At 68.7% G+C, this 18,116-nt stretch carries 18 protein-coding genes; 4 read left to right on the plus strand and 14 right to left on the minus strand.

The features are described from left to right. Positions 1-4: 4 nt before the first annotated feature. The 14 genes from QWJ38_RS05985 to QWJ38_RS06050 form a co-directional block, all read right to left on the minus strand. Entirely contained in the window at positions 5-1,411 is a 1,407-nt protein-coding gene (locus QWJ38_RS05985) for an ABC transporter substrate-binding protein (RefSeq protein ID WP_290358156.1), read from the minus strand. A 26-nt stretch (positions 1,412-1,437) separates the two neighbouring features. Continuing rightward, positions 1,438-2,214, minus strand: coding sequence for an ABC transporter permease (locus tag QWJ38_RS05990; protein ID WP_290358157.1), 777 nt, complete (start codon positions 2,212-2,214; stop codon positions 1,438-1,440). Then, positions 2,211-3,032, minus strand: a complete 822-nt coding sequence (locus QWJ38_RS05995; protein ID WP_290358158.1) for an ABC transporter ATP-binding protein — start codon at positions 3,030-3,032, stop codon at positions 2,211-2,213. Before QWJ38_RS05995 ends, QWJ38_RS05990 begins: the two co-directional genes overlap by 4 nt. A gap of 2 nt (positions 3,033-3,034) precedes the next feature. Further along, positions 3,035-4,021, minus strand: a complete 987-nt coding sequence (locus QWJ38_RS06000) for an ABC transporter substrate-binding protein (RefSeq protein WP_290358159.1) — start codon at positions 4,019-4,021, stop codon at positions 3,035-3,037. Between the two features lie 42 nt (positions 4,022-4,063). Next, complete coding sequence (locus QWJ38_RS06005; RefSeq protein ID WP_290358160.1) at positions 4,064-5,470, minus strand: amidase; 1,407 nt, start codon at positions 5,468-5,470, stop codon at positions 4,064-4,066. 18 nt (positions 5,471-5,488) lie between these two features. Continuing rightward, complete coding sequence (locus tag QWJ38_RS06010; protein WP_290358161.1) at positions 5,489-6,889, minus strand: allophanate hydrolase; 1,401 nt, start codon at positions 6,887-6,889, stop codon at positions 5,489-5,491. Positions 6,890-6,927: 38 nt separating this feature from the next. Then, complete coding sequence (locus QWJ38_RS06015; RefSeq protein WP_290358162.1) at positions 6,928-7,185, minus strand: 4Fe-4S dicluster domain-containing protein; 258 nt, start codon at positions 7,183-7,185, stop codon at positions 6,928-6,930. An 11-nt stretch (positions 7,186-7,196) separates the two neighbouring features. Further along, positions 7,197-8,921, minus strand: a complete 1,725-nt coding sequence (locus QWJ38_RS06020; protein ID WP_290358163.1) for a fumarate reductase/succinate dehydrogenase flavoprotein subunit — start codon at positions 8,919-8,921, stop codon at positions 7,197-7,199. Positions 8,922-8,932: 11 nt separating this feature from the next. Continuing rightward, positions 8,933-9,673: a GntR family transcriptional regulator gene (locus QWJ38_RS06025; RefSeq protein WP_290358164.1), complete on the minus strand. Its 741-nt coding sequence runs from the start codon at positions 9,671-9,673 to the stop codon at positions 8,933-8,935. 139 nt (positions 9,674-9,812) lie between these two features. Next, positions 9,813-10,655 (minus strand): segregation and condensation protein A, encoded by an 843-nt coding sequence (locus tag QWJ38_RS06030; protein WP_290358958.1) that lies wholly within the window; start codon positions 10,653-10,655, stop codon positions 9,813-9,815. Positions 10,656-10,698: 43 nt separating this feature from the next. Then, on the minus strand, positions 10,699-10,902 hold the full coding sequence (locus tag QWJ38_RS06035; protein ID WP_290358165.1) for a DUF3460 family protein: 204 nt from the start codon (positions 10,900-10,902) through the stop codon (positions 10,699-10,701). A 50-nt stretch (positions 10,903-10,952) separates the two neighbouring features. Beyond that, complete coding sequence (locus QWJ38_RS06040; RefSeq protein ID WP_290358166.1) at positions 10,953-12,599, minus strand: SulP family inorganic anion transporter; 1,647 nt, start codon at positions 12,597-12,599, stop codon at positions 10,953-10,955. 166 nt (positions 12,600-12,765) lie between these two features. Continuing rightward, positions 12,766-14,820, minus strand: a complete 2,055-nt coding sequence (gene metG / locus QWJ38_RS06045) for a methionine--tRNA ligase (RefSeq protein WP_290358167.1) — start codon at positions 14,818-14,820, stop codon at positions 12,766-12,768. A 99-nt stretch (positions 14,821-14,919) separates the two neighbouring features. Further along, positions 14,920-15,117: a hypothetical protein gene (locus tag QWJ38_RS06050; RefSeq protein WP_290358168.1), complete on the minus strand. Its 198-nt coding sequence runs from the start codon at positions 15,115-15,117 to the stop codon at positions 14,920-14,922. A gap of 628 nt (positions 15,118-15,745) precedes the next feature. Here QWJ38_RS06050 and minC point away from each other — a divergent pair. Genes minC through QWJ38_RS06070 form a run of 4 tightly spaced genes read left to right on the plus strand, consistent with a single transcriptional unit; the run spans position 15,746 to position 18,110 of the window. Beyond that, positions 15,746-16,576, plus strand: a complete 831-nt coding sequence (gene minC, locus QWJ38_RS06055) for a septum site-determining protein MinC (RefSeq protein WP_290358169.1) — start codon at positions 15,746-15,748, stop codon at positions 16,574-16,576. A 31-nt stretch (positions 16,577-16,607) separates the two neighbouring features. After that, positions 16,608-17,420 carry a septum site-determining protein MinD gene (gene minD / locus QWJ38_RS06060; RefSeq protein ID WP_290358170.1) on the plus strand — a complete coding sequence of 271 codons (813 nt, stop codon included), beginning with the start codon at positions 16,608-16,610 and terminating at the stop codon, positions 17,418-17,420. A 13-nt stretch (positions 17,421-17,433) separates the two neighbouring features. Then, positions 17,434-17,703, plus strand: a complete 270-nt coding sequence (gene minE, locus QWJ38_RS06065; RefSeq protein WP_290358171.1) for a cell division topological specificity factor MinE — start codon at positions 17,434-17,436, stop codon at positions 17,701-17,703. An 11-nt stretch (positions 17,704-17,714) separates the two neighbouring features. Continuing rightward, entirely contained in the window at positions 17,715-18,110 is a 396-nt protein-coding gene (locus QWJ38_RS06070) for a DUF488 domain-containing protein (RefSeq protein ID WP_290358172.1), read from the plus strand. Positions 18,111-18,116: the final 6 nt, after the last annotated feature.

Raw genomic sequence — 18,116 nt, forward strand, 5'->3', positions numbered from 1 at the left:
CGCGTCACAGCGCCTTGGCGGCGGCCTGGGCCGCGGCGAAGTCCAGCGCCTTGCCCTTCACCGCGGCGGCGTAGGCATTGGCGGCGTCCTTCTGCAGGAAGGCGCTCAGCTGGCCCTTGGCGTCGGCCACGAACCAGGCATTGGGCGCGAGCAGCTTGATGCGGTGCAGCAGGTCGTGCACATAGATGCCGCGGGCCTTCCCGCCCTCGGCCTCCAGCTTGCGCAGGTCGGCGAACGCGCCTTCGATGCTGGCGTAGTGGCGCACCTTGGGCTCGCCCAGCAGCCAGATGCCGGCCACGCGCTGGAAGTCGGTGATCGGCTTGCCGGTGACGGCGTCATGGGCCTTCAGCGGCAGCTTGTCGTAGCTCTTCAGCCGGGCTTCGTAGTCGAGGCCGGCGGCCTTGAAGGCGGCGCGGATGTAGCTGTCGTCGATGAAGCTCTCGGCCTTCAGCGGCGATTCGCGGCCCATCAGCTTCAGCGTCTCGATCGAGGTGGCGAGCGCCTTGCGGTACTCGGGCTTCCAGCTGTTGTCGCGCGTCTGCAGGCCCAGCGGCCCGTGGTAGAGGTAGTTCACCGCGGCCTCGATGCCGGTGACCTTCTCGATCAGCTCGCTGTATTTCTCCGGCTCGGCGGCGATCAGACGGTCGGCCTCCAGGGCGGCGCGCAGGAAGGCGACGACGATCTCGGGATGCTTCTTCGCGAAGTCGCCGGCCACCAGCGTGCCGTGATAGGTCGGCGTGCTGGCCTGGGCGCCGTCGTAGATCTTGCGGGCGATGCCGCGGTGCTCGAACAACTCGGAGAAGGGCACGAAGTCGGCATGCGCCTCGATCTTGTTGGCCTGCAGCGCCGGGCCGGCGACCTCGGGCGCCTGGGTGATGATGTTGACGTCCTTCTGCGGGTCCAGGCCCTGGGCGGCGATGGCGCGCAGCAGCATGCCGTGGGCGGTGGAGGCGAACGGCACGGAGATGGTGCGGCCCTTCAGCTCGGACAGCGAGGTGATGCTGGACGCCTTCGGCACGACGACGCCGTTGCCGCTGCCCAGCGTGCTGCCGGACAGCACCGTGATGAAGAAGCTCTGCTTGCCGGCCTTCAGAAAGGCCGTGCCGTTGTTGGCGCCGGGGAAGTCGGCCATCGAGCCGATGTCCAGCTTGTCGGCCACCATCTCGTTGGTCAGCGGTGCGCCGGAGGTGAAGTTCTTCCACTGGATGTCGTAGCTGGCGTCCTTGTACCTGCCCTCGCGGGGCAGGTACTTCTCCAGCAGCCTGAGTTCGCGGATCAAGAGGCCGCCGGTGGCGCAGTTGATCGTCGTGTCCTGCGTGCCGATGGCGACGCGGATGGTTTCGGCGTTGGCGGACGCCAGAGCGCTCAGGCTCAGGGCGACGGCAAGCAAGGGTCGGGTGATCGGTGTCATGGCATGTGGCTTGGTTGGAAGCAGAGTCAGTTGTTGCGGCGCGGCGCGCCTTCGGCGCCGTACCAGGGCAGCAGGCGGCGCAAACCGCGGTCGAACAGATGATCGGCCGCAAAGCCGAGCAGGCCGAGGAACAGCAGGCCCACGAACATCTGGTCGACGCGGAAGACCTGTTGCGACATCTGGATCAGGTAGCCGATGCCGAACATCGCGCCGGTCAGCTCGGCCGCCACCAGCAGCACCAGCGCCACCGAGAGGCTGACGCGCACGCCGGCGATGATGAAAGGCAGCGCGGCCGGGATCGTCACGAACACCAGCATGCGCCAGCCGCGGGCGCCGAGGCTGGCGGCCGCGCGGGCAAGCAGCGGGTTGGTGTCGCGCGTGCCCAGGTAGGTGTTGACCCAGATCGGGAAGAACACGCCCCAGGCGATCAGGAAAATTTTGGACGCCTCGCCGATGCCGAACCAGAAGATGGCCAGGGGCACGAAGGCCAGCGCGGGAATGGCGCGGAACATCTGCACCAGCGGATTGAGCAGGCTGTGCAGCCGCGGCACGCGCGCCATGGCGATGCCCAGCAGCAGGGCCAGCAGCGCGCCGATCAGGAAACCGACCAGGGCGCGCAGCAGGCTGCTCTGCACATGCCGGCGCAACTCCCCGGACTCGAGCAGCGCCCAGGTCGAGACGGCGATGGTGGACGGCGCAGGCAGCATCACGGTGTTGACCTGGCCGCTGCGGCTGAGCAGCTCCCAGCCGCCGAAGAACAGCAGCAGGCCCAGCGCACCGAGCCAGAGGGCATGGCGCGTCATTCGCCTGCCTCCGCGCCGATGGCCGCCGCCAGCCGCTCGTAGAGGCGATTGAACTCGGGCGAGGAGCGCCGGCGCGGCCGGGCCAGGCCGTCGAGCCGGATGTCCTCGACGATGCGCCCCGGCCGCGCGGACAGCACCAGGATGCGCGAGCCCAGCACGATGGCCTCGCCGATGTTGTGGGTCACGAACAGCACCGTCTTGCGCGTGCGCGCCTGGATGTCCAGCAACTGCGCCTGCAGGCTGGCGCGGGTCATTGCGTCCAGCGCGGCGAAGGGCTCGTCCATCAGCAACACCGAAGGATCGGTGGCCAGCGCGCGGGCAATCGCCACGCGCTGCTTCATGCCGCCGGACAGCTCGAAGGGGTAGCGCGAGGCGGCGGCCTCCAGCCCCACCAGGGTCAGGTGATGCTGGGCGGTGGCGGCGCGCGCACCGGCAGGGACGCCGGCCATGCGCAGGCCGAACTCCACATTGCCCTGCACGGTCAGCCAGGGGAACAGCGAGTAGTCCTGGAACACGACGCCGCGGTCGGGCGAGGGGCCGCGCACGTCCTGCCCGCCGACGCGCAGCCGGCCCGCGGTGGGCGGCAGAAAGCCCGCCACCATATTGAGCAGCGTGGTCTTGCCGCAGCCGCTCGGGCCCAGCAGGCAGACCAACTCGCCTGCCGCGATACTCAGGTCCACCTGCTCGATGGCCACCACATCGGGCCCCGAGCGGGCCGCATAGGTGTGGCGCAGGCCCTGGCACTCGATCAGGGCGGGAGCCTGCAAGGCGGCGGGCGGGGGCGCCACCGTCCTGTGCAGCAAGGCGGCGTCGAGCATGATCAGCGCGCCGCCGCGGGCAGGAAGTCGCCCACCACGATGGTGCTGAAGTCGGGGATCTTCGCGTCGGGTCGCACCAGCTTGTTGTCGATCGCCCATTGCGCCTGGGCGCGCAGCTCGGCCACCAGCGCCTTCTTGTCCAGACCGAGCCCGAGGTTGAGCGCGGGCCAGTACTGCTGGGCCAGCGGCAGCTCGAAGTTCACGCGGGTGGACACGGCCTGGATGGCCTTCTGCGGATCCCGCTTGATGGAGGCGTCGGCGGCGGCCAGCGCGCGCAGCGCCTTGCGCAGCAGCTCGGGCTCCTTGTCGATGGTGGACTGCAGCGTGATGACGCTCGAGGTGCCCTGGTACAGGCCCGGCGAGGGCAGCGAGTGCAGCTTGCCCTTGCCCTGGGCCAGCGCCTGGGACACGAAGGGCTCGGTCCAGATGAAGCCGTCCAGCGTGCCGCTGACGGCGCCGTTGACGAAGTCCGAGGGCGTCAGGCTGATGGCGGTGATGTCCGAGAACTTCAGGCCCAGGCTGTCCAACAGGCGCGACAGGTAGAGGTGCGCGTTGGTGCCTTGCGAGTAGCCGATGCGCCGGCCCTTGATGTCGGCCACGGTCTTGATGTCGGTCGAGGCGACGAGGGTGAAGGGCTCGTAGGGCTTGCCGCCGCCGTTGTTGGTGGTGGCGATGATGCGCACCGGCAGGCCGTTGAGCGCGGCGAACACCACCGGTGTTTCGGCCGCCGTGCCGAGCAGCACGCGCCCGCCGATGACGGCGTCCAGCACCAGCCGCCCGCTGGGGAAGGTGATTGCCTGGGCCTGCAGGCCCTGCTGTTCCCAGAGCTTCTCGGCGTCGGCCACGAAGAACTGCGACCAGCCGACCGACAGGCCCTCTCCGATGACGACGGGCTGGGCGGCTGCCGAGGCGGTGGCCGCCGCGGCCCCGGCGGCCAGCAGGATGCGGGTGCCGAACTGCTGGAGTTTGCGGAAGATGAGTGGAGTCATGGTCTGTGTAGAGGCTGGCTGATGAAGGAGGCGGCAGCGCTTTCAGCGCACGGTGTCGGTGAAAGCGAACGGGTGGCGCTGCTCGAAGGCGCGGGCCGCGCGCAGCACCAGGTCTTCGCGGTGGCGCGGGCCGACGATCTGCAGCCCCACCGGCAGGCCGGCTCTGGTGAAGCCGATCGGTACCGAGGCGGCCGGTTGCTGCGACAGGTTGAACGGGTAGGCGAAGGGCGAGATCTGCGCGCTTTGCGCCGCATCGCCCACATGGCCCTCGGCCAGCGGCGCGGCCGTGGTCGTGGTGGGCGTGAGCAGCAGGTCCCAGCGGGTGTGGAAGGCCCAGAGCTGGCGGGCGAGCGCCTCGCGCGCCTGCACGGCGGCCACGAAGTCGGCCCCGGTGATGCTGCGGCCGCGTTCGGCCACCGCCTGCAGGCCCGGCTCGGCCAGCAGCCGGCGCTCGACCGGCCAGGTCTCGAACAGGCGGGCGACGCCGGCATTGGCCAGCGTGCGATGGATGGGCAGCGGGTCAGCGGCAATGCCGGGATTGGCCAGGTCGACGACGGCGCCCAGCTCGGCGAAGGACTGCACCGCCCGCGCCACCAGGGCCGCGACCTCGGGGTCGACCGTGGCGTAGCCCAGATCGGGGCTGAAGGCGATGCGCAGGCCCTTGATGCCGTCGTCGATGCCGTCCAGCCAGTCGCGGCCGCTGGGCGGCAGCGCATGGAAATCGCGCAGATCGGGCTGGGCGGTGGCGTTGAGCAGCAGGGCAGCGTCGCGCACCGTGCGGGTCAGCGCGGTGATGTGGAACAGCGTGCCGGTGTGCGCGGCGGGGTAGCCCGGCACCCGCCCGAACGAGGGCTTGAAGCCGAACGCGCCCGAGTGCGCCGCCGGCAGCCGGGTCGAGCCGCCGCCGTCGGTGGCGACCTGCAAGGGGCCGAAGCCCAGCGCCGCCGCCGCCGCGGAGCCGCCACTGCTGCCGCCCGGCGTGTGCAGCCGGTTCCAGGGATTGCGGGTGATTCCGGTCAGCGGGCTGTCGGCCAAGGCCTTCCAGCCGAATTCGGCGGTGGTGGTCTTGCCCAGCAGCACCGCGCCCTGTTCGCGCAGCCGGGCGGTGGCGGGGGAGTCCTCATCCCAGGGCTGGTCGGGGTTCACGGCGCGGCTGCCGCGCAGCGTGGGCCAGCCCTTGGCCAGCAGCAGGTCCTTGATGGCGGCGGGCACGCCGTCGATCGGGCTGAGCGGGCGGCCTTCCAGCCAGCGCTGCTCCGAGGCACGGGCCGCGGCCAACGCGGATTCGGCATCCAGCAGCGCAAAGGCGTTGACCACCGGTTCATGGGCTTCGATATGCGCCAGGATGGCCTGGGTCGCCTCTACCGGCGAAGTCTCGCGGCTGCGGTAAAGCGCCGCAAGTTCGAGCGCGCTGCGCTGGCTGAGGTCGGGGGCGGCGGTGATGCTCATGGCAAGTCCTTAAGTGGTTCAGGAAGCGGTGGGCCGCAGCGCGTGGGGCGTGGCGCCCAGGCGCTGCGCGCTGCGTTCGTGCAGCGCGCGGGCCAGCGCCCGCAGCCGCAGCTCGGCGCGCGGCAGGCCGATCAGGCTGACGCCAAAGGGCAGGCCGTCATCGCGCAGGCCGGCCGGCACGCTGATCGCGCTGAGGTGCAGCGGGTTGGCGAAATAGGTGTAGCGGCCCATGCGCGTGTTCAAGCGCTGCGGGTCGGCCTGCACCTCGGCCCAGCGCGGCAGCGTGGCGCAGGTGGGCAGCAGCAGCAGGTCCACGCCCCGCAGCACGTCGTGTGTGAGCTGCCGCAGCTCGGCCAGCCGGTATTGCGCGGCGAAGGCGTCCGCCGCCGTGTAGTCGAGCGCCCGGCGCAGCGAAGCGAGCACCGCCGGATCCACAGCCTCGGGGCGGCGCGAGGCGACGGCGCCATAGCTGACCCAGCGTTCGGCCACCAGCGCGCTGTCGAACACCAGGCTGCCGGCTTCCAGGAACGGTGTCAGGTCGATCTCGCTCGCCGTGCCACCCAGGGCGATCAGCTGGCCCACGGCGCGTTCGAACTGGCGGGCGGCCTGCAGATCGCCGAAGAACTCGCGCTGCGAGGGCGGCGGCAGGCCGAAGCTGAACGCGGCCGGCCGGACCGGCGGCGCCGCAAGCAGGGGCTCCGGCGAGGACTGGGTATCGCGCGGGTCGTGCTGCGCCAGCACCTGCAGCACGTCGTAGGCGTCGTCCACCGTCAGCGCGAACACGGGCGCGACATCGAAGCTGCGGTTGCCGTAGACGAAGCCGCGCGTGCTGATCACGCCGGGCGTGGGCTTGAGCCCGACGATGTTGTTGCAGGCGGCTGGCACGCGGCCCGATCCGCCCGTGTCCGACCCGATCGAGAAGGACAGCAGGCCAGCCGCCACCGCCACCGCCGAGCCGCTGCTGGAGCCGCCGGGGATGTGCTCGTCGCTGAAGCTGTTGCGGCAGAAGCCGGCCGGATTGCGGATGCCCACCAGGCCGGTGGCGAACTGGTCGAGATTGTGCTTGCCCAGCAGCAGGGCGCCGGCCGCATCGAGCAGTTGCACGACGGCGGCGCTCTCGGGCGGCACATAGGAGAAGGCCGCGCAGCCCGCCGTGGTGGGCAGGCCCGCAGCGTCGATATTGTCCTTGATGCCGTAGGGCAGGCCATACAGCGGCAGCGACTCGCCGCGATCGAACCGCGCCTCGACTTCGCGGGCACGCTTCAGCGCCTCTTCCAGCGGCAGCAGGTGCAGCCAGACATGGTCGTCGCCGCGCTGAGCGATGCGCCGGTAGAGTTCGGCCACCAGCGCCTGCGGACGCAGGCCCTGATGCGCATAGGCCCGGCGCAGGCGCTGGAAATCCAGACTCAGCGCGGGCATTGAAAGCGTGTCTTCAGGCATGGATGGCGGGGCGCTGCTCAGCGCAGCAGGTAGGGAATGTCGACTTGCACGGCGCCGGTGGGGCAGTCCTTCTCGCAGGGCATGCAGTACCAGCACTCGTCGAATTTCATATAGGCCGTGCCCCTGCTGAGGTCGATGGCCAGTACGTCCAGCGGGCAGACGTCCACGCAGACGGTGCAGCCCTTGTGGGCGATGCACTTGTCGGCATCGACGGTGACGGGCACCTGGCTGGGTGTCAGGGCCGGCGGGCGGATGGGGGTGCTCATGGTGGTCATGGGTGCTTCCTTCAGGCCGCGACGGGCTCGGCGATGCGCAGTCGCCCATAGGCGGAACTCTCGGTCTCGGCGATCGGCACGATGTAGGGCTCGATGGCGCGCTTGAAACAGGCCATGCGGCCTTGCGCGTCCTTGTGCAGCTGCACATGCACGCGCCAGTCGGCGTCGTTGCGCTCGGGATAGTCCACCCGGGCGTGGTACAGGCCCCAGCGGCTCTCGGTGCGGTAGAGCGAGGCGCGCGCGGCCATCTCGGCGCAGTCGCGGATGGCATGCACCTCCAGCGCCCGCATCAGCTCGTGCGGATCGCGGGCCTGCAGCTGGTCCAGGTCCTCGCGGATGGCCTCGAAGCGCTCGAGGCCGATCTCCATCTTCTTCGTGACCTTGGGTGGCTGCAGGTAGTCGTTGACCATGCGGCGCAGCTTGAACTCGACCTGGTTGGGCGGCAGGCCTTTCTCGCGCAGCAGCGGCGCGTGCACGCGGGCGCGCTCGGTTTCCACCTGCGCCGCATCGACGGGCGCGAAATCGTGCTCCGCGCAGAAGGCCGCACTGCTCTCGCCGGCCAGCTTGCCGTAGACGAAGGCGCCGAGCATGTAGTTGTGCGGCACGCTGGCCATGTCGCCGGCGGCGTGCAGGCCGGCCACCGTGGTCTGCGCCCGTTCGTTGACCCAGACGCCCGAGGCCGAGTGGCCGCTGCACAGGCCGATCTCGGAGATGTGCATCTCCACCATGCGCTCGCGGTAGTCGGTGCCGCGGCCGGCGTGGAAGCGGCCGCGGCTGGGGCGCTCGTTGGTGTGCAGGATGGTCTCGATCTCTTGAATCGTTTCCTCGGCCAGGTGGTCCAGCTTCAGGAACACCGGGCCGTTGCCGCCCTGCAGCTCGCGGTAGAACTCCCACATCATCTGGCCCGACCAGTAGTCGCACTCGATGAAGCGCTGGCCCTGCGCGTTGGTCGTGTAGCCGCCGAAGGGGCCGGTCACATAGGCGCAGGCGGGGCCGTTGTAGTCCTTGATCAGCGGGTTGATCTGGAAGCACTCGATGCCCGACAGCTCGGCCCCGGCGTGATAAGCCATCGAGTAGCCGTCGCCCGCGTTGGTGGGGTTCTCGTAGGTGCCGAACAGATAGCCGCTGGCCGGCAGGCCCAGGCGGCCGGCGGCGCCGCAGGACAGCACCACGCTCTTGGCGCGGATGACGTGGAAATCGGCGGTGCGGCAGTCGAAGGCCATCGCGCCGGCAATCCGTCCTTCATGGGTCAGAAGACGGGTGGCGATGAGGCGGTTGCTGATCTCCACCCGTGTGCGCTTGAGCTGGCGGTAGAGCACCTTCTTGATGTCGTGGCCCTCGGGCATGGGCAGCACATAGCTGCCCATGTGGTGAACCTTCTTGACGGCGTAGTCGCCGGTCTCGTCCTTCTCGAACTTGACGCCCCAGCGGTCCAGCTCCTCCACCATCGCGTGGCTGTTGGCCGCGTAGGCCATCACCGCCTTCTGGTTGACGATGCCGTCGTTGGCGATGGTGATCTCGCGCACGTACTGCTCGGGCGTGGCGTGGCCGGGCAGCACGGCGTTGTTGAGGCCGTCCATGCCCATGCTGATCGCGCCGCTGCGCTTGACGTTGGCCTTCTCGAGCAGCAGCACGCGCAGCTTCGGATTGGCCTGCTTGGCCTTGACGGCCGCCATCGGGCCGGCGGTGCCGCCGCCGATGACGAGGACGTCGACTTCGGTGTGTAGAGTGTTCATGTGTTGCGGCGCTAGGCCCTGTGCAGGCGCAGGCGGTACTGGAAGTGGTCCGACCGGCAGTACAGATGCTCGTGGTCGACGGGGCGTCCGTCGCGGTCGTGGGTGAGGCGCTCGATGTGCAGCACCGGCATCCCGGTCGCGAGGTCCAGCCGAGCGGCGATGTCGGCCGGGGCCGGAACGGCGTCGATGGCCAGCTCGGCATGGCCCAGCGGCGTCGCGAGCTCGGTCTCCAGCATCGCGAAGATGTCGCGGTTGCTCAGGTCCTCGCGCCGGAGCCGCGATCCCAGCGACAGCGGCAGCCAGCTGAAATCCACCGAGACGGGCCGGTCATCCAGGTAGCGCACGCGCTGGAGGGCAGTGACCAGCGTCCCCCGGGGCAGTGCCAGCGCCCGGGCGACGGCAGCGCTGGCCGGCTCGGCGCGCAGCTGCAGCAGGCGGTTGAAGGTCCGATGGCCGCTGGCGTTCATGGCCTCCGCAAAGCCCTGCAGCCGGTCCAGGTCCTGAAAGGGCTTGGGCGCGGCGACGAAAGATCCTTTGCCGGCCACCTTGAAGATCATCCGGGCGTGCTGCAGGTCGCCCAGGGCCTGGCGCACGGTGATGCGGCTGACGCCGTACTGCAGCATCAGCTCGCTCTCCGACGGCACGCGGTCGTTCGGTCGCAGCACGCCGCGGACGATGCGCTCGCGCAGGTCTTCGCGGATGCGGCCGTGCAGGGTCAGCGGGGGCGTTGAGGTTGCTAGGGGTGCGGTCATTTCTGCTGCTGCGCACCTGTCATGTCAGGTGGCATGACCGCCACTCTAGGAACAGCGGTCTTCAGCGAGAACGAAGGAAATCGGCGAAGCAAACATGCCTGCCGCATATGCGGCACGCTGGCCGCTGCCTTAACCGGCCCTACACCGCGGCCGGCGCATAGGCCAGCCGCACATAGATCGGCGCGAAGGCCTCGGCCTGCGTGATCTCGAGCAGGCGCTCGCGCGCCAGCTCCAGCATCGCGATGAAGGTGACGACGATCACCTGCTGGCCGCGCGTGACGTCGAACAGCTGCTCGAATACGACGAAGCGCTCGCCCTGCAGGCGGCGCAGCACGATGCTCATATGCTCGCGCACCGACAGCTGCTCGCGGCTGATCTTGTGGTGCTGGTTGAGCTTGGCGCGGCGCAGGATCTCCAGCCAGGCCTCGCGCAGATCGTTGGCGTCGACGTCCGGAAAGCGCGGCTGCAGCGACTGCTCGATATGGATCTGCGCGCGCAGGAAGTCGCGGCCCAGCACCGGCAGCTGGTCGAGCCGGGCGGCGGCCAGCTTGATCTGTTCGTACTCAAGCAGGCGGCGCACCAGCTCGGCGCGCGGATCCTCGGGCTCGCTGCCGTCCTCCGTCTTCTTCGGCGGCAGCAGCATGCGCGACTTGATCTCGATCAGCATCGCGGCCATCAACAGGTATTCGCTGGCCAGTTCGAGGTTCTGCTTGCGGATCTGCTCGACATAGCTGAGGTACTGGCGCGTCACGTCGGCCAGCGGGATGTCGAGGATGTTGAAGTTCTGCCGCCGGATCAGGTAGAGCAGCAGGTCCAGCGGGCCCTGGAAGGCCTCCAGAAAGACCTCCAGCGCGTCGGGCGGGATGTACAGGTCCAGCGGCAGCTGGAACAGCGGCTCGCCATAGAGTCTGGCGACGGCGACCGTGTCGACGACCTCGGGCAGGCCGGCCGCCAGCGGCGGCGCCTGCTCCTCCTTGACCATGTCGCCGAGATCGCTCACGGGCGGGCGTGCGGACCCGGGGCGCTTACTTGGCCTCGGTCTGGTAGACGTAGGGCTGCTGGGCGATCCTGGCCGCGCGGTAGTCGGCCTGGGCGGCGCGATCGACGGCCTTGTCCCACAGCAGCGCGCGACCGGCGCGCTGCTCGGCCTCCAGCGTCGGCTTCTTGGCCTTCAGCTCGTCGATGAAGTTGGTGACGTCGGACTTGTAGTGCTTCCAGAACAGCGGCATGGTGAGCGTCGGGTGAAGAAGGGGGAAAGAAGGGCGGATGGGCGGCGATTTTACAGGCCCCGCGCTCGCCGCCAGGCGGCCAGATCGGCATGCAGGCCCTCGGGCCCGAGCAGATCAGCCAGGCCACCACGCCGCACCAGGCCGGCCGGCTGCTCGTCGAGCCCGCACAGCACCAGGCTCTGCTGCCGGCGCTGCAGCGCGCGCTGCAGCTGGATCAGCGCGTCCAGGCCCGAGCTGTCGATCGCGAACAGCCGGCTGCCGTCGAGCACCAGTTCGCTGCAGTCGTCCGGCAGTTGTTCGGCCAGCGCATCGATGCGGCCGACGGCGCCGAAGAACAGCGCGCCATGCAGCCGCAGCAGCCGGATGCCCGGCGGCGCATCGGGCAGCGGCTCGACGCGGAACAGCCGGCCCATCCGGTAGATGAACAGCAGGCAGGCCAGCACCAGGCCGACCTCGACGGCCACGGTGAGGTCGAACACGATCGTCAGCCCGAACGTGCCCAGCAGCAGCGTCCGGTAGGGCAGGTTGAAGCGGCGCAGCCGGGTGAACTCGTGCCAGTCGCCCATATTCCAGGCGACGACCAGCAGGATGCCGGCCAGCGCCGCCAGCGGGATGTCGGCGGCCAGCGGCGCGGCCAGCAGCACGACGGCCAGCAGCGTCAGCGCATGCACGATGCCGGCCACCGGGCTGGTCGCGCCGGCGCGCAGATTGGTCATCGTGCGGGCGATCGTGCCGGTGGCCGGCAGGCCGCCGAACAGTGGCGCGGCGATATTGGCCAGGCCCTGGGCCATCAGCTCCTGGTTCGGGTCGTGGCGCGGCTGGGCGCCGGCGCCGTCGGCGATGCGGGCACACAGCAGCGACTCGACGGCGCCCAGCAGCGCGATCGTCAGTGTCGGGATCACCAGGCCCTGGGCGCCGGCCCAGCTCAGCGCCGGCCAGGCCGGTGCCGGCAGCGCGCGCGGGATCGCGCCGAAGCGGCTGCCTATCGTCTCGACCGGCAGCGCCAGCATCTGGGCGGCCACGGACGCCGCGATCAGCGCCACCAGGGTGCCGGGCAGGCGGGCGATCGCGCGGCGCCAGCGCGGCTGGCCGGGCAGATAGCCTTTTGGCCAGAGCAGCACCAGGGCCATCGTGCCGAGGCCGAGGGCCAGCGCCGCCGGATTGAAGGCGGCGGCATAGCGCGACAGCGCGGTCAGCTGGCCGAAGAAATCGGCCGGCATCGCGGCGATCGGCAGGCCCAGCAGGTCCTTCAGCTGGCCGAAGCCGATCAGCACGGCGATGCCGTTGCTGAAGCCGATGACGATGGCCACCGGGATGTAGCGCACGAGCACGCCGAGCCGCAGCGCGCCCATGGCCAGCAGCAGCAGGCCGGCCAGCATCGTCGAGATCAGCAGATTGGCCAGGCCGTGGTGCTGGACGATGCCGTAGACGATGACGACGAAGGCGCCGGCCGGGCCGCCGATCTGAACGCTGGAGCCGCCCAGCAGCGAGATCAGCAGGCCGGCGACGATGGCGGTGGCCAGGCCCTGCTCGGGCTTGAGTCCGGAGCCGATCGCGAAGGCCAGGGCCAGCGGCAGCGCGACGATGCCGACGGTCAGGCCGGCGCCGAGGTCGGCGAGCAAGCGCGCGCGCGTATAGCCGCGCAGGCTGTCAAGAAGGCGGGGGCGGAAACGGTGCAGCGGGGGCAGCGGGGCCATGGGCTCTCCTGTTCGAATCGATCGGACATTGCTGGAGGAGAGCGGGGCCCGGCGGCCCGCAGTGGTGCAGCCGCGCGATGAAGCGGCGGCGGCGGCTGAGCTGGAGGATGCGGCCGTCGGGGGCTGCGGAGGAACTCATGCCGGACCGCCCCTCGAGCTCATCCGGTCAGCGCACCCGCATGCCCGGCTGGGCGCCGGGGAAGGGCTCGAGCACGAAGACGCCCGGGTGGGCCTTCTCGTCGGCATGGCTGGCGGCCAGCACCATGCCTTCGCTGATGCCGAACTTCATTTTGCGCGGTGCGAGGTTGGCGACCATCACGGTCAGCTTGCCTTCCAGCTGCTCGGGCTGGTAGCTGCCCTTGATGCCGGAGAAGACATTGCGCAGGCGGCCTTCGCCGACGTCCAGCGTCAGGCGCAAGAGCTTGTCCGAGCCCTCGACATGCTCGGCCTTGACTATTCTTGCGATGCGCAAATCGACCTTCGTGAAGTCGTCGATCTTGATCTCGGGCGCCAGCTCCTCGCCGCCGGGTACCGGCTTGGGCGCTTCGGCCGGCTTGGGCGGCTCGAACAGCGCCTCCAGCAGCTTGGGGTCGACGCGCTGCATCAGATGCTCGTAGGCACCGATCTTGTGCGCGCCCAGCGCGGTCTGCGCGTCGGCGAAGTTCATCGGCGCGACCTGCAGGAAGGCCTCGACCCGGGCGGCCAGCGCCGGCAGCACCGGCTTCAGATAGATGGTCAGCAGGCGGAAGGCCTCGATGCAGGTCGTGCAGACGTCCTGCAGCACCTGGTCGGCGCCTTCCTTCTTGGCCAGCTCCCAGGGCTTGTTCTGGTCGACGTACTCGTTCACCTTGTCGGCCAGGAGCATGATCTCGCGCAAGGCCTTGCCGAATTCGCGCTCCTCGTAGAGCTCGGCGATCGCGTCCGCCTGGCCGCGCAAGGCGTCCAGCAAGGCCTGGCCCTCGACGCCGACGTCGGCCGAGAGCTGGCCGCCGAAGCGCTTGGCCAGGAAGCCGGCCGCGCGCGAGGCGATATTGATGTACTTGCCGACCAGATCGCTGTTGACGCGGGCGACGAAGTCATCCGGGTTGAAGTCGACGTCCTCGACCTTGCTGTTCAGCTTGGCGGCCAGGTAGTAGCGCAGCCATTCGGCGTTCATGCCCAGCTGAAGGTACTTGAGCGGGTCGAGGCCGGTGCCGCGGCTCTTGCTCATCTTCTCGCCGCCGTTGACGGTCAGGAAGCCGTGCACGAACACATGGTTGGGCGTCTTGCGGCCGCTGAAATGCAGCATGGCCGGCCAGAACAGCGTGTGGAAGTAGGTGATGTCCTTGCCGATGAAGTGGATCTGCTCGACCGCGGGATCGGCCATGAAGGCCTCGTAGTCGACGCCGATCTTGCCGAAGTAGTTCTTCAGCGAGGCCAGATAGCCGATCGGCGCGTCCAGCCAGACATAGAAATACTTGCCCGGCGCGTCCGGGATCTCGATGCCGAAATAGGGCGCGTCGCGGCTGATATCCCAGTCGCCGAGGCCGCCCTTGCCGTCCTCGTCCTTGCTGAACCATTCCTTGATCTTGTTCAGCACCTCGCCCTGCAGCCGGCCCGGCGTCTGCGTCCATTCCTCGAGGAAGGCGACGCAGCGCGGATCGCTGAGTTTGAAGAAGTAGTGCTCGGAGCTCTTCATCACCGGCGTCGCGCCGGTCAGCACCGAGAAGGGATTCTTCAGCTCGGTCGGCGTGTAGACGGCGCCGCAGACCTCGCAGGAGTCACCGTACTGGTCCTTGGCGCCGCACTTGGGGCATTCGCCCTTGATGAAGCGGTCCGGCAGGAACATCGCCTTCTGCGGGTCGAAGAACTGCTCGATGGTCTTGACCTCGATCAGTTCGCTCTTGCGCAGGGCGCGATAGACGTCCTTGGACAGCTCGTGGTTCTCCGCGCCGTCGGTCGAATGCCAGTTGTCGAAGCCGATGTGGAAACCGTCCAGATAGGCCTTGCGGCCGGCGGCGATATTGGCCACGAAGGCCTGCGGCGTGATGCCGGCCTTCTCGGCCGCGATCATGATCGGCGCGCCATGCGCATCGTCGGCGCAGACGAAGTGCACCTGCTGGCCCCGCATGCGCTGGAAGCGCACCCAGATATCGGCCTGGGTGTACTCCATGATGTGGCCGATGTGGAAATTGGCGTTCGCGTAGGGCAGGGCGGTGGTGACGAAGAGCTTGCGGGTCATGGTGTTCCTGGGGGCCGGGCGGCGGACCCGGCGCAGGAGCCGGGCAGGGGGCGCATTTTAGAGCCTGCGCCGCGCGCTCTTCGTCGGGCGGGGCGGGGATCAGCCGGCGGCCGTCGGCGTCTCGCCGCTGTCGCTGCCGGGCTCGGCGCCTTCGGCACCCTCGCCGGCCTCGTCGGGCTGCTCGGCCTGGCCGCCCTCGGACTTGTTCTGCAGCTTGCGCTGGCGTTTCTCTTCGTTCTTGCGCTTTTTGGCCAGTTCTCGCTGGCGTTTTTCGTACGAATAATTCGGTGTTGCCAAGGAGTACTCCTGCTGAACCCGCTCACGCGGCGATGGCCCACTGTAACTGCTTGACGGATGCTTGCGCAGCCGGGCGTGAACGAGCGCAGTTAGCGCGTAAAGCTCCGCTTGGATTGAAGGATGACAGCTAAGTTGCTGATTCGTAAGGGTCGTTAAGGCTATCCACTTTATATGTGGATAACTTTGTGGAGAACGGGGTGCCGGCAACGCTAAACCCTTGTGCCAAGCCCCTTGGGCTTAGTCTGCTTAATTTCTAGGCAATCGCCATGGTTCTATATGAATCAATAACTTAGCGCCGATTGGGGGAAACGTGTAAGGGCCGGGAATGCATGAGACAAGCTTGCTTGACCTTTGCCAAAAATGGGGATAAGTCAAGGCGGCTTACTGCGATGTAGCGCAAATGGATGACAGTGCGGCGGGCCGCCCGACGCCGCTTTCCACAGCGCTTGTGGACATCCATGTGGGCCGCTTGGGCCCAGCGCCGCTAAGTGCTTGATAGCCCTCGAACTTTGCTGGCTTGCCCGAAAAATAGGCAGGCCCGCCGGCCCGCCTCGGGCCAACGCCTAGAGGCTTGCTGCGGTGCGATGGCTAAAATCGCGCTTTTCGCTACAACAGCAAACAGCAGCAGATGGCTCAGGCACAAGCAGGGAGGGCGGCGGCGCGATCGGCCGAGGTATTCGAGTTGAAGAGCGCTTCGCTGAGCCTGCTGTCGCTGGTGTTGAAGAGCGCCGATCCGGCCGTGCTGGCGGCCGAGCTGCAGGCGCGGCTCGGCGACACGCCCGAGGTCTTCAACCACGACCCGCTGCTGATCGACCTGAGCCAGCTGCAGCGCCCGGCCGCCGCCTCGGCGCCCGCCGAGGGCGCGCAGGTGCCGCTGGGCCTGGACGAGGCGGTACCGCAGCCGCTCGATCTGGCCGCCGTCGTCGCGCTGTTGCGCCGCCATCGCATGCAGCCGGTGGCCGTGCAGGGCGCGACCGCCGCCGAGCTCGAACAGGCGCAGGCGCTGGGCCTGGCCGAGGCGCCGGAGGACGAACCGGGCGCCGCGCCGCGCACCGAGCCGGCTCCGGTGGCCGAAGCGCCCGCTACCGCAGCGACGCCCGCAGCCGCCGAGGCGTCCGCGCCGGCGCGCACCCTGATCATCGACAAGCCGCTGCGCTCGGGCCAGCAGGTCTATGCCAAGGGCGCCGATCTGGTCGTGCTGGCCTTGGTCAACCATGGCGCCGAGGTGATCGCCGACGGCAATATCCATGTTTACGCACCGCTGCGCGGCAAGGCGATTGCCGGCGCGCGAGGCAATAGCGAGGCGCGCATCTTCGCCGCCAGCCTGGAGGCGGAACTGATCGCGATCGCCGGCATCTACCGTACGACCGAGAACCCGCTGCCGGAGACCGTGCTCGGCAAGCCGGCGCAGGTGCGGCTGGACGGCGAGAAGCTGGTGATGGAAGCGCTGAAGCTCTGAGTTCGAAATTTCAACGGAAGGATTTGATTCGATGACCAAGATCGTCGTGGTGACCTCGGGCAAGGGGGGCGTCGGCAAGACGACCACCAGCGCTAGCTTTGCCACCGGCCTCGCGATGCGCGGCCACAAGACCTGCGTGATCGACTTCGACGTCGGCCTGCGCAATCTGGACCTGATCATGGGCGTCGAGCGCCGCGTGGTCTACGACCTGATCAATGTGATCAACGACGAGATCAAGCTGAGCCAGGCCTTGATCAAGGACAAGCAGCTGGACAAGCTCTACATCCTCGCCGCCTCGCAGACCCGCGACAAGGACGCGCTGACGCAGGAGGGCGTCGAGCGCGTGCTCGAGGAGCTGAAGACGATGGAGTTCGACTACATCGTCTGCGACTCGCCGGCCGGCATCGAGACCGGCGCGCTGATGGCCATGCACTTCGCCGACGAGGCCCTGGTCGTCACCAACCCCGAGGTCTCCTCGGTGCGCGACTCCGACCGCATCCTGGGCATGCTCAACAGCAAGACCCGCCGTGCGATCGAGGGCAAGGAGCCGATCAAGGAGCATCTGCTGATCACCCGCTACAACCCGAACCGGGTCGAGGGCGGACATATGCTGTCGCTGGAGGACATCCACGAGATCCTGCGCACGCCGCTGATCGGCGTGATCCCCGAGAGCGAGATCGTGTTGCAGGCCTCCAACCAGGGCCAGCCGGCCATCCATATGAAGGGCTCGGACGTGGCCGAGGCCTATGCCGACGTGGTCGACCGCTTCCTCGGCGAGGACCGGCCGATGCGCTTCATCGAGGCGGTCAAGCCGGGTTTCTTCAAGCGCCTGTTCGGCCGTTGAGAGGGGCAGCCAGATGGGATTCCTGTCCTTCTTCCTCGGCGAGAAAAAGAACTCGGCCAGCGTCGCCAAGGAGCGGCTGCAGCTGATCCTGGCGCATGAGCGCAACGGCCGCAGCGCCAGCCCCGACTACCTGCCGCAGCTGCAGCGCGAGCTGGTCGCGGTGATCTCCAAATACGTCTCGATCAATCCGGACGACATCAAGGTGCATATGGAGCGCCAGGACGATCTGGAAGTGCTCGAGGTCAAGATCGAGCTGCCCGAAGCGCGCGACGGGCGGCGCTGAGTCTTTAAGTTATGGCGATCCGCATCGTCCGTCTGGGCAGCCCGCGCGCCACGGGCGAGGGCCTGCGCCTGGGCACGGTGCGGCGGCCGCCGCGCGGCGTGCCCAAGAGCGAGTTCGCCAGCCGCGATTACTACGACAGCTGGCTGCCGCAGCTCTCGCCCTCGGCCGAACTGTTGAAGCTGGGCCAGCAGGCGCAGGACTCGGCCAGCGACAAGGACTGGTCGGCCTTCGTCAGGAAGTTCCGTGCCGAGATGAACGAGCCCGATGCGGCGCGCCTGCTGGATCTGCTGGCCGCGCTCTCGCAGGGCACGCCGCTGGCGCTGGGCTGCTATTGCGAGGACGAGGCGCGCTGCCACCGTTCGGTGCTGCGCGCGCTCTTGAGCGAGCGCGGCGCGGCCCTGGTCTGAGGCCAG

Source organism: Roseateles violae, assembly GCF_030410485.1.
GTDB classification, from domain to species: Bacteria; Pseudomonadota; Gammaproteobacteria; order Burkholderiales; family Burkholderiaceae_C; genus Roseateles_D; species Roseateles_D violae.

What these genes read in the sequence shown, in the direction of transcription:
- minE (WP_290358171.1), top strand. Translation starts at nt 17,434, where the DNA reads ATGGGATTCCTGTCCTTCTTCCTCGGCGAGAAAAAGAACTCGGCCAGC.
- QWJ38_RS05985 (WP_290358156.1), bottom strand. Translation starts at nt 1,411, where the DNA reads ATGACACCGATCACCCGACCCTTGCTTGCCGTCGCCCTGAGCCTGAGC.
- metG (WP_290358167.1), bottom strand. Translation starts at nt 14,820, where the DNA reads ATGACCCGCAAGCTCTTCGTCACCACCGCCCTGCCCTACGCGAACGCC.
- QWJ38_RS06040 (WP_290358166.1), bottom strand. Translation starts at nt 12,599, where the DNA reads ATGGCCCCGCTGCCCCCGCTGCACCGTTTCCGCCCCCGCCTTCTTGAC.
- QWJ38_RS06020 (WP_290358163.1), bottom strand. Translation starts at nt 8,921, where the DNA reads ATGAACACTCTACACACCGAAGTCGACGTCCTCGTCATCGGCGGCGGC.
- QWJ38_RS06030 (WP_290358958.1), bottom strand. Translation starts at nt 10,655, where the DNA reads ATGGTCAAGGAGGAGCAGGCGCCGCCGCTGGCGGCCGGCCTGCCCGAG.
- QWJ38_RS06010 (WP_290358161.1), bottom strand. Translation starts at nt 6,889, where the DNA reads ATGCCCGCGCTGAGTCTGGATTTCCAGCGCCTGCGCCGGGCCTATGCG.
- QWJ38_RS06015 (WP_290358162.1), bottom strand. Translation starts at nt 7,185, where the DNA reads ATGACCACCATGAGCACCCCCATCCGCCCGCCGGCCCTGACACCCAGC.
- QWJ38_RS06035 (WP_290358165.1), bottom strand. Translation starts at nt 10,902, where the DNA reads ATGCCGCTGTTCTGGAAGCACTACAAGTCCGACGTCACCAACTTCATC.
- QWJ38_RS06025 (WP_290358164.1), bottom strand. Translation starts at nt 9,673, where the DNA reads ATGACCGCACCCCTAGCAACCTCAACGCCCCCGCTGACCCTGCACGGC.
- minC (WP_290358169.1), top strand. Translation starts at nt 15,746, where the DNA reads ATGGCTCAGGCACAAGCAGGGAGGGCGGCGGCGCGATCGGCCGAGGTA.
- minD (WP_290358170.1), top strand. Translation starts at nt 16,608, where the DNA reads ATGACCAAGATCGTCGTGGTGACCTCGGGCAAGGGGGGCGTCGGCAAG.
- QWJ38_RS06000 (WP_290358159.1), bottom strand. Translation starts at nt 4,021, where the DNA reads ATGACTCCACTCATCTTCCGCAAACTCCAGCAGTTCGGCACCCGCATC.
- QWJ38_RS06070 (WP_290358172.1), top strand. Translation starts at nt 17,715, where the DNA reads ATGGCGATCCGCATCGTCCGTCTGGGCAGCCCGCGCGCCACGGGCGAG.
- QWJ38_RS06005 (WP_290358160.1), bottom strand. Translation starts at nt 5,470, where the DNA reads ATGAGCATCACCGCCGCCCCCGACCTCAGCCAGCGCAGCGCGCTCGAA.
- QWJ38_RS05990 (WP_290358157.1), bottom strand. Translation starts at nt 2,214, where the DNA reads ATGACGCGCCATGCCCTCTGGCTCGGTGCGCTGGGCCTGCTGCTGTTC.
- QWJ38_RS05995 (WP_290358158.1), bottom strand. Translation starts at nt 3,032, where the DNA reads ATGCTCGACGCCGCCTTGCTGCACAGGACGGTGGCGCCCCCGCCCGCC.